Here is a 14,533-nt window from a genome sequence, read left to right on the forward strand (position 1 = left end):
CACAATTTGTGTTCTCTATTTTTTTTACCTTTATGGTCTAAGATATAAAGATGAAGATAGACGGTATTGATAAAAAAATTATAAGAAGTTTAGTAAAAGATGCAAGAGTACCTATTTTAAGTATTGCAAGAGATATTGGTATATCTGGAGCAGCAATTCATCAAAGGTTAAGAAAATTAGAGAAATCTAAATTAATCGATGGTTACCAAATGAAGATAAATCCAGAAGCTTTGGGGTATACTACAATTGCTTTTGTAGGTGTTTATTTAGAAACTACCGCAGTGTTATCATCAATTATAAAGAGGCTTAAAGAAGTTAGAGAAGTTGTAGAATGCCATTATACAACGGGTAATTTTACAATTTTTATAAAAGTATTATGTAAAGATAATGAAGACTTAATGTGTTTGTTAGATACTAAAATAAAAGTGATTAATGGTGTTACTAAGTTTGAAACATTCATTTCTCTCAATCATAAAATTGATAGACAGGTTTATGTATAGCATTATATTAAACATTAAATCTTTACCACTTAACGAGTTTTTACTTCAAATAAGCTAACAAATATTTTTTTTTAATTTTATTAGTTCATTTTTACATCATCTTAAAATAAAATGTAAGAAAATATGAACTTTCTCTCCATATTACTTGTTGATGATGATGAAATAGAAAGAATGAAGTTTAAAAAGGTGTGTAATTATAATAATTGCCGCTCTAAAGTAGTAGAAGCAAAAGATGGTAAACAAGCATTACGTATTTTAAATAAAGCAGAACATTCTTTTAATATTATTATTATGGATTTGCATATGCCGGAAATGAATGGGTTAGATTTTTTAAGTAATTTAAAATCTAATGTTAAATTTAGAAATATCCCTATAATAGTTATGTCTAATTCTGAAGATGATACAGAATTAAAAAGATGTTATGATTTTGGAGTTTCGGGCTTTTTTACAAAGCCGTTACAATTTTCTGATTATTCTAAAAAAGTAGTATCACTATTAAATTATTGGAAAGAGAATAAACTTATTAAAGAATAAATAATATGAACAAAGATGGAAGAACCTAATTTAAGTTATATAAAAGATCTTTCTGGAGGAGATAAAGAATTTGAAGAGAGTATTTTAATTGTTTTAAAAAATGAATTTCCAGAAGAATGTTTACTTTTTAATAAACATTATAATAATAAAGAGTACTCAGAAGCTGCAGACAAAGTACATAAGATAAAACATAAAATTAGTATTTTAGGATTAAAAAAAGGTACTGAATTAGCTTCTAAATTTGAAAAAGATTTAAAAAATAATGATACCAAATTATATACCGATTTTATAAATGTTTTAAACAAAATTCATGTATATTTAAAAGTCGAATAATTTTTAAAAATAGTATGAATTGTATAGTAATTGATGATGATGCAACAGCAAGACTGATTATTAAAAAGCTATGTGCCGATTTTAAGGAGGTTGCTGTTTTAGAGGAGTTTGGTTCTGCTATAGAGGCTATAAAATACCTTAACTCAAATGAAGTAGATTTAATATTTTTAGATATTCACATGCCTACATTTTCTGGTTTCGACTTTATTCAAACTTTAAAATCTCCACCAAAAATAATTTTAACAACATCAGATAAAAATTTCGCGCTTCAGGCATTTGAATATGACTGTGTAGTAGATTATCTTGTAAAGCCTATTGCTAAAACAAGGTTTAATAAGTCTTTGCAAAAATTAGCTAGTTTAGAAAAAGCAGGCAGTTCCAAGAGCGTAACTAATTCTTCAAAGGAAGGTTCTGATTTTATTTATGTAAGTGTAGAGAGAAGGCTTGTTAAAATTAATATTCCTAGTATTTGTTTTGTAGAGGCAAAAGGAGATTATATTAGCATTAGAACAGATAGTAAGAGCTATATAGTACATTCAACATTAAAAAAAATAGAAGATAAACTACCTTCTTCTTTATTTCTTAGAATACATAGGTCTTTTATTATTAATATTTCTGAGATTGTAGATATTGAGGATAACAGCGTACTTATTCAAAAAAGTGTAATACCAATTAGTAGATCTAATAAAAGTGAATTGATGAGAAGGTTGAATTTACTTTAACATTCTTTTAAATATTAAATTTCGTTTTAATTAAATAATCTAGGATTTACTATGGTTTGTTTATAGTATTGAGGTGTTTCTAAATTTTAGATAACACCTTTTTTATTTAGTATCCTAAAAAGTAAAAACCCTATAAACATATTGTTTATAGGGTTTTAAGTGGTACCTCCAGGAATCGAACCAGGGACACAAGGATTTTCAGTCCTTTGCTCTACCAACTGAGCTAAGGTACCATTACTTTAGAAGTTAGATTAATATCTTTCCCTTAGCGGTGGCAAATATACAACCTTTTTTAAGATGTGCAAGCATCTTTTTAAAAAAATGTATTGTATTTTTGATTTTTATAAATATAGTAATGATGAATTTAATAATTGATGCAGGTAATACAAGAGTTAAGGCTGCTGTGTTTGAGGGTGATACCATTTTAGAAGTGGTTTTTATTGACCAGAAAAAAATTTTATCAGAAATAAAAAAAATTTTAAAAAAATATAAAATTAGTCAAGGAATCTTGTCTTCGGTTAGTTTTATATCAGAAAAAACGTTGAATAAGCTTCAATATTTAATGCAATTGACGATTTTGTCCTCTTCGACGAATGTTCCTTTTGTTAATTTGTATAAAACACCAACAACTTTAGGAGTAGATAGAATTGCATTGGTTGTGGGGGGCGTAAATGAGTTTCCTGAAAAAAACACATTAATTATAGATGCTGGTACTTGTATTACTTTCGATTTTGTGAATAGTAAGTCAGAATACTTAGGTGGTGCAATTTCTCCGGGAATAAAAATGAGGTTTGATTCTTTAAATCATTTTACCGCAAATTTACCATTGCTGCAAAAAGATGAAGTGAATAGTTTTATTGGTCGTGACACCAAAGAAAGTATGAATTCTGGTGTTGTAAATGGAGTGGTTCAAGAAATTGATGGTGTAATTAATCAATATAAAAAGAAATATATGGATTTAACAGTCGTTTTAACAGGAGGAGACACAAAATTCTTGTCAAAGCAATTAAAAAGTAGCATATTTGCCAAGAAAAATTTTCTTCTTCAAGGATTAAATAGAATATTGATATTTAATATAGACAAATGATTAGAAACATATTATTAGTTTTTATACTAATAACCTCTTCAGCTTTAACAGCTCAAAGAACAAGTTCATCACCATACTCTTTTTTTGGTATAGGAGATGAATTTAACCCTGTTACAGTAGAACAAAGTGCAATGGGTGGTATTGGAGTTGCTTTTAACCACTACAAATATTTAAACTTTACAAATCCTGCAGCGTATGCTAACTTAAGATATACAACATATTCTTTTGGTTTGTTAAATAATAAATTATCAGTAGAGAACGACGGTGTTAAACAGTCTTCAAACTCTACTAGTTTAAGTTATTTTGCTTTGGCTTTTCCTATCGGTAAGAAAGCAGGTATGTCTTTTGGATTACAACCCGTATCTTCTGTGGGTTATTCTTTATCTAATTCTATTTTAGATGACGAAGAAAATATTTTAGAGAGAACTCGTTTTACTGGTGATGGCGGTGTAAGTAGAATTTACACTAGTTTTGGTATAAAAGTGTATAAAGAATTATCTTTAGGGGTAGAATTAGATTATAAATTTGGAAGTATAGATAATAGTATTCTTAATGAAAGGTTAGGAGTTGCTTTAGCTACAAAATATAAGGAAGCTACTATTGTTAGAGGTGGATCGGTTACACTAGGAGCACAATATAAAAAAGCACTTAAAAATAAACTGATTATAAGCGGTGGAGCTACTCTTAAAATGGGTAATGATTTAGAAGTTACCGGAGATGATTATTTATACTCTCTTACTATAACTAATACTGGAGGAGAATTTGGAAGAGATACCATTTCGCAATCAGAAATTAGTGGAAATTATAAATTACCATTAAAAGCAACTTTAGGTGCAGGAGTAGGAAAAGATGATCAATGGTACGTTGGTTTAGAGTACGAACAACAAGATGCTATAGAAAATACAGGCTTTTTAGCTACTTCTAACAATGCTTACACGTATGGTGAGTCAAATAGAATTTCTTTAGGTGGATTTTATATTCCTAAAATTAATTCAATTTCAAATTACTGGGAAAGAGTTACTTATAGAGCAGGTGTTCGTTTAGAAAAGACAGGGTTATTAGTAGATGGAACAACTCCATATACAAATTTTACCGCTGTAGACGACTTTGGCATATCTTTTGGTTTAGGTTTACCACTGAAACAATTATCCTCAGTAAATATGGGATTTGAATTTGGTCAAAGAGGTACAACTGCTAATAATTTAATTAAAGAAAATTATTTTAATTTTAGATTAAGTTTATCTTTGACAGATACTAATTGGTTTCAGAAAAGAAAAATAGATTAACAAAAAACTAACAAAATGAAGAAAATTACGTTTTTACTAGCTGCAATGTTGTTATTGGCATCAGCAAAAACAAATGCGCAAGACGATGCAAAAAGAGAATGTACTATTAAGTATAATCTTTTTAAAGGAGATTTCCAATCTAAAAAGTATGAAGAAGCTTATACAAACTGGATTTATTTAATGGATAATTGTAAAGATTTATCTGTAAATATTTACAAGTTAGGTTCTACTTTAGCAGAAGATGTTAGAAAAGACCCTGTTTTAGCAAAAAGAGTTTATGAGCAAAGATTACAGTATTTTCCTAAAGACAATCCAGCAAAATTACATAGTGATTATGCAACTTATTTGTTAGATAACAAATTAGCATCTGATGATGAAGTCTTTGCTATTTTAGAAAAAGGATATAATATCGATCCTGCTAAAATGGGAGTAAAAAACTTGTATATCTATTTTCAAGGAGTTACAGATAGAAATAAAGACACAGATCCTCAAAAAGTATTTGATACTTATGATGATGTTTTAGAATCTGTAGGTACAAAATTGGAAGGATATGCGGCTAGACTAAAAGAACTTTCTAAAGATTCTGTAGCTAACAAAAAATTAATACATGCATATTCGACAAACTCAAGAGCATTGGGTACTGTAGAAGGAGGTTTAGATAATATTATTTCAGAAATAGCAACTTGCGAAAGATTAATACCTATTTACAAAAGAGATTTTGAAGAAAATAAATCTAATGCTGTTTGGTTAAAAAGATCAGTTTCTAGAATGTTTAACAAAGACTGTCAAGAAGATCCTTTGTACCAAGAATTAGTTAGAGCTTATGCCGAAGCATCTCCTTCTCCTGAAGCATATTCATTTTTGGCTAGTGTTTTAGAAGATAATGGAGATACAGCTGGGGCTAATGAAATGAGAGAAAAATCTTTCGATTTAGAAACAGATCCTTTAAAGAAAGCAAAGTATAAATTAAAATTCGCTCAATCAGCTAAGTCTAGAGGTCAATTAAGTAAAGCTAGAGGTTTAGCAAGAGAAGCTTTACGTTTTAACCCTAACTATGGTAAAGCATATTTATTTATTGCAAGATTATACCAGTCTAGTGTAAATAATTGTGGTGATAATGAATTTGAAAAAAGAATGGTATATGTTGCTGCTTTAAATCAAGCACAAAGAGCTGCATCTGTAGATCCTAGTATTTCGTCTACTGCAGGTTCATATATTAGAAGTTATAGAGCTAATGTACCAAGTTCTAAAGTTGTTTTTACTGCAGGTGTTACTCCTGGTAGTAGCTATACTCTAAAATGTTGGATTGGTGAAACAGTAAGAGTACCTTCAAATTAATTTTTTGAAAAACACAGAAAAAATATTATATAAAAGCATTACTGTATTATTTGTTACAGTAATGCTTTTTTCTTGCTCTAACAATACGAAGGAAGTGAGGGATTTTTTGGTGTCTAAGAATTTGCCTATCGGAATTGCTAAAGATGCACTCCATGTATATAAGGACTCTGGTAGAATTACATCAAAACTAATTACGCCGTTATTGTATGATTTTAGTAATAGAAAACAACATCCTTATAACGAATTTCCAGAAGGTATTGAAATTATAAATTTTGATGGAATGGACTCTGTTACTATTTCAGGAAATTATGCATTATCATATACAAACACTCAGATTTCTGAAATAAAAGGAAATGTGGTAGTTGTAAATCCTAAAGAAAATTCTAAATTAGAAACAGAACAATTATTTTGGGATCAAAATACTAAGTACTTTTTTTCAGAAAAAGCATTTACTTTAACCACTTTAAAAGATACTATATATGGTGTTGGGTTTGAGTGTAAAGAAGATTTAAGTAAGCATTTAGCAAAGAAAACAACAGGAAGATTACTAACATCAGAAGGAGAATAATATGAATACAGTTTGGAAATTTTTTCAATATGGCTATTTAGTAGTCGCTTTAATATGTTTGGTAGAAGGTTTTCTTAGTTGGGGAGCAGATAGGCAGAAATCTTATATGTTTTTTGGTGCTTCTATTTTTATTATCTTAGTTTTTTTCTTTAAAAGACATTTTAGAAAAAAAGTAGAAACTAGAAATAACCAAAAATAGATTATAAATTTCTTAATGGAAATTGAAATTATCATAATATTGACCTCTATTATTCTTTCCGCTTTCTTTTCGGGAATGGAAATAGCATTTGTTTCTGCTAATAAGCTGCATATAGAATTAGAGAAAAAAAGAGAAGGCTTTATACCTAGTGTTCTTAATAAAATTACTCAAAAATCATCAAAATTTATTACTACCATGTTAGTTGGTAATAATATTTCTTTGGTAATTTACAGTTATTATATGGGCGGATTCTTAATTAGAATTCTTCCCTTAAATACCTATAATGAGTTTACTACGCTTCTTTTACAAACAATTATATCTACCATAATAATACTAATTACTGCAGAGTTTTTACCAAAAGCTATTTTTAGAATCTATGCAAATGAGGTTTTAAAATTATTTGCTGTACCTGCCTATTTTTTTTACGTTTTATTTCATTTTTTTTCTGAAATTATTTCTTTTATTTCAGATTTTTTTCTGCGTGTATTCTTTAAAACAGATGCAGAAGAGCAACAGACGGAATTTAGTAAAGAAGAGTTAGGTTACTATATTACTGAGCAATTAGAAACAGGTAATAATGATGAAGAAGTAGATTCTGAAATACAAATTTTTCAAAATGCACTGGACTTTCATAATGTAAAAGCAAGAGAGGTTATGGTTCCTAGAACCGAAATTGTTGCAGTTGAATTACATGAAAAAGTAGCGAACTTAAAAAATATATTTATAGATTCGGGGTTGTCTAAAGTGTTAGTTTATAAATCATCTTTAGATGACGTGATAGGGTATGTAAATGCTTTTGAATTATTTAAGAAACCAAAAACTATTAAATCTATTTTATTGCCAGTAGAGATTGTACCCGAGTCTATGATGATAAACAACATTTTAAACAGTTTAATGAAAAAACGTAAAAGTGTTGCTGTTGTTGTTGATGAATATGGGGGTACTTCTGGTATGATAACCGTAGAGGATATTGTAGAAGAATTATTTGGTGAAATTGAAGATGAGCACGATACTCAAGAATTTTTAGAAAAAAAAATATCTGAAACAGAATTTAATTTTTCAGCAAGATTAGAGGTAGATTATTTGAATGAAGAGTATAGTTTAAATATACCAAAATCTGAAGCTTATGAAACTTTAGGAGGCTTTATTATAGAGCAAACAGAAAGTATTCCTATAGAAAATGAAGTGGTTGATATTGAAGATTTTGAAATTAAAATCTTAAAAATGAGTAGTGCTAAAATAGAAGAAGTACGCTTAAAAATAGTAGATGAAGATGCTTAATAAATCTCTTTGTTTTTAGAACTAATTATAAGTCAATTTAATTACTACTAATAAGTATAAATTCGATTGCAATATTAAATCCCAAATCGTATATTCGCAAACTGAAAATTAAATAAATTCGTATGGCAATTTTATCAAAAATTAGAGAACGTTCAATGTTCTTAATCATTATAATTGGTTTAGCACTTTTTGCTTTTGTATTGGACCCATCTACTTTAGGTGATTTTTTCGATTCAAGTAAAGTAAATCAAGTAGGTGAAATAAATGGAGAGAGTATCTCTTTACAAGAGTTTACAGGAGAATTAGAAGCCTATAAGCAACAAGTAGGTAACGGTGTTACTGAAATGCAAGCCTCTAAAAATGTTTGGGATAATATTGTTAGAAAAAAAATCTACCAAAATCAATTATCAGAAGCAGGAATTACTGTTGGTGAAGCTGATGTTTGGAATGAAGTGATTAATGCTCCTTCAGTAAAAGATAATCCTCAATTTCAAAATGAAGTAGGCTTTTTTGATGAAGTTAAATTCAAACAATTTTTAGCCGATACAAAATTAAACAATCCAGAAATGTGGGGAGCTTGGTCTAACTACATGACTCAAATTAGAGATAATGGATCGAGAAATACATATAATAATCTAGTTACTGCAGGTCTTGGTGCTTCTTTAAAAGAGGGAGAGTCTCAATATTTTGCAGATAATACTAAATTAACGTCTCAATTTGTATTTGTACCTTATACTTCAATTGCAGATAGTTTAGTTTCTGTTTCTAAAGGAGAAATAGAATCTTATATCAAAGCAAACTCTAACGATTTTAAAGTAGAAGAGTCTAGAGATATTTCTTATGTACAGTTTAATGTTGCTGCTACAACAGAAGATGAAAATGCTATTAAAGCTAGTGTTTCTGAATTAATTGAAGATTTTAAAAATACTTCTAATGAAAGTGTATTTTTAAGCGAAAATGATTCTGATACGAGTATTGATGATAGTTTTAAATTTCAAAAAGAGATTAATGCAACAGTAGCTTCGGAAATTTTTAAAGGTGCTAAAGGAGATGTTTTTGGTCCTTATAAAGAACAAGGATATTTTAAAATATCTAAAATTACTGATGTAACTAGTATGCCAGACTCTGCTAGAGCAAGTCATATTTTAATTCCTTTTTTAGGAGCTCAAAGAGTTGCTGCAGATGTAACAAGAACACAAGATGAGGCTAAGGTTTTAGCTGATAGTATATTAAATGTTGTAAAAAGAAACAAAAATAAATTTGAAGACTTAGCTAAAACAATGTCATCGGATCTTGGTTCTGGTGCAAAAGGAGGAGATTTAGATTGGTTTACTTATAACAGAATGACACCTGAATTTAGAGACTTCGTTTTTGAAGGAAGTACTGGTGATATCGATGTTGTTGAAACTCCATTTGGTTTTCATATTATTAAGATTGATGGACAAAAGAACAATCAGACAGCTTTAAAATTAGCTACTTATAGTAGACAAATAATAGCTTCTGAAGTTACTGAAAATGCTATTTTTCAAAAATCAGAACAATTTGCTTTAGCATCATCAAAAGAAAATAAGTTTTTTGAAGTAGCAAAAGAAAATAACTATGTTACAAAACCTGCTATTGGTTTAAAAGTTTTAGATGAAAATGTACCTGGTTTAGGAAACCAAAGACAAATTATTTCTTGGGCTTTTAGTAATGATACTAAACCTGGAGATTTTAAACGTTTCGATTTAGAAGGTAGTCATGTGGTTGCTTTTGTAACGGCTAAAACTGAAAAAGGATTAATGTCTGCTGCTAAAGCAACAAATACTGTAAAGCCTATTTTAGTAAACCAAAAGAAAGCTAAATTAATTGCAGATAAATTTAATGGAAGTACGTTAGCAGATATCGCTAAAGAGAACAATACCAATGTTAGAAATGCAAGTGGTATTAATTTAAAAAGTCCTACGTTGTCTGGTGCTGGTTCAGAGCCTATGGTTGTAGGAGCTATGTATAACGCAGAAATTAATAAAGTTTATAAAAACATAGAAGGTAATAGAGGTGTGTATGCTTTTGCTGTAACAAACAAAGAGTTGCCAACTGCTTTACCAAACTATGAAACTACTAGAAAGAGTATTGCTGAGTCTAGAAAAACAAAAACTTTTGCAATTTATGAGGCGATTAAAAATGCTGCTGATGTAGAAGATTACAGATCAGATTTATACAGAAGTAACTAGTATAAGTTTTATTAAAAATATAAAAATCCGTTCAACTTTTTGAACGGATTTTTTATGCTTTAGATTTAACTCAATAGAGCTTTTAAATCTATATAGATGTGAACTTGTTACTTTGTTTATGTAGTGACAAAGGCAAGTAGTTTTAGCCCTGATTGAAGCATTTGTTTGAGCTCTTTATTATCTTTTTGGAATATTAAAAGCGAGTGCCTTTCGACTGCTCTCAAGATAAACTCCAAGCAAGAAATAGCTTCTAATAAAAAAACCTTCTTGATTGCTCAAAAAGGTTTTCTATAAAGTTTATTTTTATCTAAAGGTTATTTCTAACCGTTCATAGAGATTAAAAACTCATCATTATTCTTAGAGAATTTAATTTTATCATTGATAAATTCCATTGCTTCAATAGGGTTCATATCTGCAAGGTATTTACGTAAAACCCACATTCTTTGTACAGTTTTAGCGTCTAATAATAAATCATCACGTCTTGTAGAAGATTTAATTAAATCGATAGCAGGATAAATACGTCTGTTAGATATATTTCTATCTAATTGAAGCTCCATGTTACCTGTTCCTTTAAATTCTTCGAAAATTACTTCGTCCATTTTAGAACCAGTTTCTGTAAGTGCTGTAGCAATAATGGTTAAAGAACCACCATTTTCTATGTTTCTAGCAGCTCCAAAGAAACGTTTTGGTTTGTGTAATGCATTTGCATCGATACCACCAGAAAGTATTTTACCAGATGCTGGTGCAACGGTATTGTAAGCTCTTGCCAAACGCGTAATTGAATCTAAAAGAATAACAACATCATGCCCACATTCTACCAAACGTTTTGCTTTTTCTAAAACAATATTGGCCACTTTTACGTGTTTGTCTGCAGGTTCATCAAAAGTAGAAGCAACAACTTCTCCACGTACATTACGTTTCATGTCTGTAACCTCTTCCGGACGCTCATCAATCAATAATACTATCTGATAAACTTCTGGGTGATTTGCAGCAATTGCGTTTGCCACATCCTTTAATAACATGGTTTTACCAGTTTTAGGTTGTGCTACAATCATACCTCTTTGCCCTTTTCCTAAAGGAGAAAATAAATCGATAATTCTTGTTGATAAAGAACTTCCTTTTTCTGCTAAATTGAATTTTTCTTGAGGAAATAACGGAGTTAAGTGCTCAAAAGATACTCTGTCTCTAACTAAATTAGGATTTAATCCGTTTATTTTTGATACTCTAATTAATGGAAAATATTTTTCACCTTCTTTTGGTGGACGAACATTACCTCTAACGGTGTCTCCTGTTTTTAATCCAAATAATTTAATTTGAGATTGAGAAACATAAATATCATCTGGAGATGATAGGTAGTTATAGTCAGAAGAACGTAAGAAACCATAGCCATCTGGCATCATTTCTAAGACACCTTCACTTTCAATAATTCCATCAAATTCGAAATCGGGATCTTTATAACGGTTTCCAGATTTATTACCATTACTTCTGTTAGAGTTGTTTTTGTCTCTAGTTTGGTTAGGGTTTTTCTTTGGTGCGTTCGTTTTTGGTTGAGGCTTGTTTGGTTGTGTCTTGTTTTGAGTATTTGCAGGTTTTGGTTCCTGTTTATCTACTTTTTTAACAACTCTTTCTTTGGTAGCCTTTGGTTTAATTTCTGTCTCTGCTTCAGCATCTTTTTGTACAGTTTCTTTCTGTACTGTTTTCCTAGGGTTAGGTTTACGTTGAATTGTTTTTTCTTGTTTTACCTTTGTTTCTGGTGTATCTAAAGTAGGTTGTCCAGTTTCTGCTTCGCTTGGTGCTTTTACAGAATCAGTAGCTTTAGAAACTCTTTTTCTTTTAGGTTTTTCTGTTTTTTGTTTTACTTCAGTTACAGGAGTTGATGAAGTATCTACAGGGTTTGCAGCTTGTGTATCTAATATTTGATACACTAAATCTAATTTTTTAAGTTGACTCGTCTTAGATAGACCAATAGATTTTGCAATTACTTGTAAATCAGCAAGTGTTTTTGCTTTTAGTTCTGAGATTTCGAACATTCGTTATATGTTAAGTTAAATTGTAAACCTTATTTAGATAAGATTAATTATAATTTTTTTAGAGTTTATGTATTGTATATAGTACTATACAATATTTAATGGGTGGTTACTATATTACAAATATATGCAAATTTTTTAAGTTTTAGGTTTTCTTTTTAAAAAAGAAAGTTCTACTTTTGTATTTCTATTTTTTAATATGATTCAACGAATACAGAGTATCTATTTATTGTTAGCAACCGCCGTTTCTGGAGGCTTGATATTTGTATTTGATATTTGGAGTACTATTAAAGAAGAAATTTTTGCTTTGGATTTATTTTTTAGAGATTCTATGCTTTTAAAAGTAATTCCTTTATTATATTTGCTTTCTGCAATCGTATCTTTTGGAACTATTTTTTTGTTTAAAAATAGGAAGTTACAATTTGTTGTAGGGCGTTTAGTAATTTTGATCAATCTTTTTTTATTAGGATTATTGATTTATGTATCTCTAACTTTACCTGGAGAAGTTTCGATTTCGGAGAAGGGTATTGGGATGTTCTTACCAATTTTAGTTATTTTGCTTATTGTTTTGGCAAATAAAGCTATTAAAAAGGATGAAGATCTTGTGAAATCTGTAGATAGATTGCGATAAACCTATCATATTAGTATATTTAGTGCGAAAAAAAACCGAGAATTTATTTCTCGGTTTTTTGTTTTCTAGATCTTTCTAGAGTTTAAATCTAATTTGAATATTTAATTTGTATTTTTATTAACTTAAATAACATTATCCTGTGAGGGGTTAATGTGTTGTAAGTTAGATATGTAGTGTAGTAGTCTCACTGTTTTCAGTGAGAGGGTTCACTGAAAACAGTGAGATTGAAATTTCACCAAAAATGGGTATTGTAAGTTTATAAACTGTACTCTAAATTTGTAATATAATAATGAAAGAAAAGATATACGTTCACGTAGCAGATGATCACAAAATTTTAATTGAGGGCATCATCGCTGTAATAAATACTGATAAAGAGATTGAAATTAAAGGATATTCTTTAACAGGACAAGAAGTAATTGATTGGTTTGATCAAAAAGAAAACTCGGCAGATGTTTTAATATTAGATATTACAATGCCAGTTCTAGATGGTTTTGAAGTTTTAAAGCACTTTAGAAAAAGAAAAATAGACCAAAAAGTTATTATTTTATCTAGTTATGATGATCTTAAAATTGTTCAAGAAGTTTTATCTCTTGGTTCTAATGGGTATATCTCTAAAAATAATGCTGGAGAACATATTGTAAATGCTATAAAAGCAGTTGCAAAAGGCGAGCAATATTTTAGTGATGATATTCAGAAAATGTTATTACAATCTTTATCCGGTCAAATGGTTCCTAAAGGAGAAGTGCCAGACAAATATTTGTTAGAAAGTCTAACGGAGAGAGAATTAGATGTTTTAAAATTAATCACAAAAGAGTATAGTACTATTGAGATGGCAGATTTAATGCACCTTAGTAGGAACACCATTGAAACATATAGAAAAAGTTTATTAAAAAAATTAAAAGTAAAAAATGCAGTAGGCTTGGCAATGTATGCAGTTAAAAACAATATAGTATAGTTCTTATGCCCCTAAAATAAATAACTATTAGACTTTGATTTATTTATAAATCGTTCCCCTAAAAAGTTTAATAGCTAATTCAAAGAACACTAATTGTTGCATACATTCTAGCTTACAAAAAATATGAATAGTTAACCCTAATTAAATATAATATTAATTATCTCCCTTATGAAAAACTTTAACTTATTTGCAGTATTAGTTTTGCTAACATTAGTTTTTACTTCTTGCTCATTCAATGAAACAGTATTGCCGGAAGAACAATCTACAGATTTATTAAAAACACATACAATTAAAAGAGATGTTGATGGAACATATTCTTTAGATTATAGTTTAAATGCAAATGCAGCAATTGAAAATGTTATAGATGAGTCTACGAATACAAATTATATTTATTTATATCCATCAGAGAATAAACTTAGCAGTAAGGTTACTCAAGATTTTACCATTGATGGTAATCAGCTTAAGATAGGTTTTGTAGATACTAATTCTAGTAAGAAATCTCAAATTACTATTAAAGATGAAGATGCTAAGTTTTTTAAAACTGAAAGCGAAGACATGTTATCTGAGTATAGCATTTCTGGAAACGAAAATGGAACATATACTTTAAATTTTAGTGTAAAGAATAAGGTAAAAGTAGATTTTGTTTTTAATGAAGAATTAAATATTTATGAAGTTCATTTAGAAGAAGGAAAGTCTGATGAATCAGTTTTTTCTAAGGTTTTTGAAAAAATAGAAGGTGAAGCTTTAAAGATTGATTTTGTAAATCATATTCGTGAAGATAATACTTCGGCTAAATCATCAAGTGAAGCTGGGTATACCTATTTTAAAGAAAGAAGACCAGAAGTAATTATAGATTAAA

15 protein-coding genes and 1 tRNA gene are annotated in these 14,533 nt (G+C 29.1%); 14 read left to right on the forward strand and 2 right to left on the reverse strand.

The window, feature by feature from the left end; genetic code table 11:
- The first annotated feature begins 50 nt into the window (after positions 1 to 50).
- The 4 genes from H0I27_RS04075 to H0I27_RS04090 all read left to right on the forward strand — a co-directional run bounded on the left by H0I27_RS04075 (position 51) and on the right by H0I27_RS04090 (position 2,089).
- Positions 51 to 500 carry an Lrp/AsnC family transcriptional regulator gene (locus H0I27_RS04075; protein ID WP_218732622.1) on the forward strand — a complete coding sequence of 150 codons (450 nt, stop codon included), beginning with the start codon at positions 51 to 53 and terminating at the stop codon, positions 498 to 500.
- A gap of 123 nt (positions 501 to 623) precedes the next feature.
- The gene (locus H0I27_RS04080) at positions 624 to 1,034 is read left to right on the forward strand and encodes a response regulator (RefSeq protein ID WP_218732623.1); all 411 of its coding nucleotides are present in this window, start codon (positions 624 to 626) and stop codon (positions 1,032 to 1,034) included.
- Positions 1,035 to 1,049: 15 nt separating this feature from the next.
- Positions 1,050 to 1,367 (forward strand): Hpt domain-containing protein, encoded by a 318-nt coding sequence (locus H0I27_RS04085; protein WP_218732624.1) that lies wholly within the window; start codon positions 1,050 to 1,052, stop codon positions 1,365 to 1,367.
- 14 nt (positions 1,368 to 1,381) lie between these two features.
- Positions 1,382 to 2,089 carry a LytTR family DNA-binding domain-containing protein gene (locus H0I27_RS04090; RefSeq protein WP_218732625.1) on the forward strand — a complete coding sequence of 236 codons (708 nt, stop codon included), beginning with the start codon at positions 1,382 to 1,384 and terminating at the stop codon, positions 2,087 to 2,089.
- A gap of 160 nt (positions 2,090 to 2,249) precedes the next feature.
- Here H0I27_RS04090 and H0I27_RS04095 read toward each other — a convergent pair.
- A tRNA-Phe gene (locus H0I27_RS04095) sits at positions 2,250 to 2,322 on the reverse strand.
- A gap of 122 nt (positions 2,323 to 2,444) precedes the next feature.
- On the opposite strand from H0I27_RS04095, the gene H0I27_RS04100 reads away from it, so the two are divergent.
- The 7 genes from H0I27_RS04100 (at position 2,445) to H0I27_RS04130 (ending at position 10,061) form a co-directional block, all read left to right on the forward strand.
- Positions 2,445 to 3,176, forward strand: coding sequence for a type III pantothenate kinase (locus H0I27_RS04100; RefSeq protein WP_368407324.1), 732 nt, complete (start codon positions 2,445 to 2,447; stop codon positions 3,174 to 3,176).
- A complete protein-coding gene (locus H0I27_RS04105; protein ID WP_218732626.1) occupies positions 3,173 to 4,462 on the forward strand; it encodes a hypothetical protein in 1,290 nt (429 codons plus the stop codon). Before H0I27_RS04100 ends, H0I27_RS04105 begins: the two co-directional genes overlap by 4 nt.
- Before the next feature lie 15 nt (positions 4,463 to 4,477).
- Positions 4,478 to 5,800, forward strand: coding sequence for a lipopolysaccharide assembly protein LapB (locus tag H0I27_RS04110; protein ID WP_218732627.1), 1,323 nt, complete (start codon positions 4,478 to 4,480; stop codon positions 5,798 to 5,800).
- A gap of 4 nt (positions 5,801 to 5,804) precedes the next feature.
- Positions 5,805 to 6,368, forward strand: a complete 564-nt coding sequence (gene lptC, locus H0I27_RS04115; RefSeq protein WP_218732628.1) for an LPS export ABC transporter periplasmic protein LptC — start codon at positions 5,805 to 5,807, stop codon at positions 6,366 to 6,368.
- Between the two features lies 1 nt (position 6,369).
- Positions 6,370 to 6,567 (forward strand): hypothetical protein, encoded by a 198-nt coding sequence (locus tag H0I27_RS04120; protein ID WP_218732629.1) that lies wholly within the window; start codon positions 6,370 to 6,372, stop codon positions 6,565 to 6,567.
- 15 nt (positions 6,568 to 6,582) lie between these two features.
- Entirely contained in the window at positions 6,583 to 7,848 is a 1,266-nt protein-coding gene (locus tag H0I27_RS04125) for a hemolysin family protein (protein WP_218732630.1), read from the forward strand.
- 122 nt (positions 7,849 to 7,970) lie between these two features.
- On the forward strand, positions 7,971 to 10,061 hold the full coding sequence (locus H0I27_RS04130) for a peptidylprolyl isomerase (RefSeq protein WP_218732631.1): 2,091 nt from the start codon (positions 7,971 to 7,973) through the stop codon (positions 10,059 to 10,061).
- Between the two features lie 320 nt (positions 10,062 to 10,381).
- Here the strand turns inward: H0I27_RS04130 and rho are convergent, their stop codons facing one another.
- Positions 10,382 to 12,091, reverse strand: a complete 1,710-nt coding sequence (rho, locus tag H0I27_RS04135; protein ID WP_218732632.1) for a transcription termination factor Rho — start codon at positions 12,089 to 12,091, stop codon at positions 10,382 to 10,384.
- A 196-nt stretch (positions 12,092 to 12,287) separates the two neighbouring features.
- Between rho and H0I27_RS04140 the strand changes: the two genes are divergently transcribed.
- The 3 genes from H0I27_RS04140 (at position 12,288) to H0I27_RS04150 (ending at position 14,532) form a co-directional block, all read left to right on the forward strand.
- The gene (locus H0I27_RS04140; protein WP_218732633.1) at positions 12,288 to 12,719 is read left to right on the forward strand and encodes a DUF4293 domain-containing protein; all 432 of its coding nucleotides are present in this window, start codon (positions 12,288 to 12,290) and stop codon (positions 12,717 to 12,719) included.
- A gap of 289 nt (positions 12,720 to 13,008) precedes the next feature.
- The gene (locus H0I27_RS04145) at positions 13,009 to 13,674 is read left to right on the forward strand and encodes a response regulator transcription factor (RefSeq protein WP_165733098.1); all 666 of its coding nucleotides are present in this window, start codon (positions 13,009 to 13,011) and stop codon (positions 13,672 to 13,674) included.
- A 168-nt stretch (positions 13,675 to 13,842) separates the two neighbouring features.
- On the forward strand, positions 13,843 to 14,532 hold the full coding sequence (locus tag H0I27_RS04150; RefSeq protein ID WP_218732634.1) for a hypothetical protein: 690 nt from the start codon (positions 13,843 to 13,845) through the stop codon (positions 14,530 to 14,532).
- The last annotated feature ends 1 nt before the right edge of the window (position 14,533 follow it).

The organism is Polaribacter sp. HaHaR_3_91 (assembly GCF_019278525.1).
GTDB lineage: Bacteria > Bacteroidota > Bacteroidia > Flavobacteriales > Flavobacteriaceae > Polaribacter.

What these genes read in the sequence shown, in the direction of transcription:
- H0I27_RS04075 (WP_218732622.1), top strand. Translation starts at nt 51, where the DNA reads ATGAAGATAGACGGTATTGATAAAAAAATTATAAGAAGTTTAGTAAAA.
- H0I27_RS04080 (WP_218732623.1), top strand. Translation starts at nt 624, where the DNA reads ATGAACTTTCTCTCCATATTACTTGTTGATGATGATGAAATAGAAAGA.
- H0I27_RS04085 (WP_218732624.1), top strand. Translation starts at nt 1,050, where the DNA reads ATGGAAGAACCTAATTTAAGTTATATAAAAGATCTTTCTGGAGGAGAT.
- H0I27_RS04090 (WP_218732625.1), top strand. Translation starts at nt 1,382, where the DNA reads ATGAATTGTATAGTAATTGATGATGATGCAACAGCAAGACTGATTATT.
- H0I27_RS04100 (WP_368407324.1), top strand. Translation starts at nt 2,445, where the DNA reads ATGATGAATTTAATAATTGATGCAGGTAATACAAGAGTTAAGGCTGCT.
- H0I27_RS04105 (WP_218732626.1), top strand. Translation starts at nt 3,173, where the DNA reads ATGATTAGAAACATATTATTAGTTTTTATACTAATAACCTCTTCAGCT.
- H0I27_RS04110 (WP_218732627.1), top strand. Translation starts at nt 4,478, where the DNA reads ATGAAGAAAATTACGTTTTTACTAGCTGCAATGTTGTTATTGGCATCA.
- H0I27_RS04120 (WP_218732629.1), top strand. Translation starts at nt 6,370, where the DNA reads ATGAATACAGTTTGGAAATTTTTTCAATATGGCTATTTAGTAGTCGCT.
- H0I27_RS04125 (WP_218732630.1), top strand. Translation starts at nt 6,583, where the DNA reads ATGGAAATTGAAATTATCATAATATTGACCTCTATTATTCTTTCCGCT.
- H0I27_RS04130 (WP_218732631.1), top strand. Translation starts at nt 7,971, where the DNA reads ATGGCAATTTTATCAAAAATTAGAGAACGTTCAATGTTCTTAATCATT.
- rho (WP_218732632.1), bottom strand. Translation starts at nt 12,091, where the DNA reads ATGTTCGAAATCTCAGAACTAAAAGCAAAAACACTTGCTGATTTACAA.
- H0I27_RS04140 (WP_218732633.1), top strand. Translation starts at nt 12,288, where the DNA reads ATGATTCAACGAATACAGAGTATCTATTTATTGTTAGCAACCGCCGTT.
- H0I27_RS04145 (WP_165733098.1), top strand. Translation starts at nt 13,009, where the DNA reads ATGAAAGAAAAGATATACGTTCACGTAGCAGATGATCACAAAATTTTA.
- H0I27_RS04150 (WP_218732634.1), top strand. Translation starts at nt 13,843, where the DNA reads ATGAAAAACTTTAACTTATTTGCAGTATTAGTTTTGCTAACATTAGTT.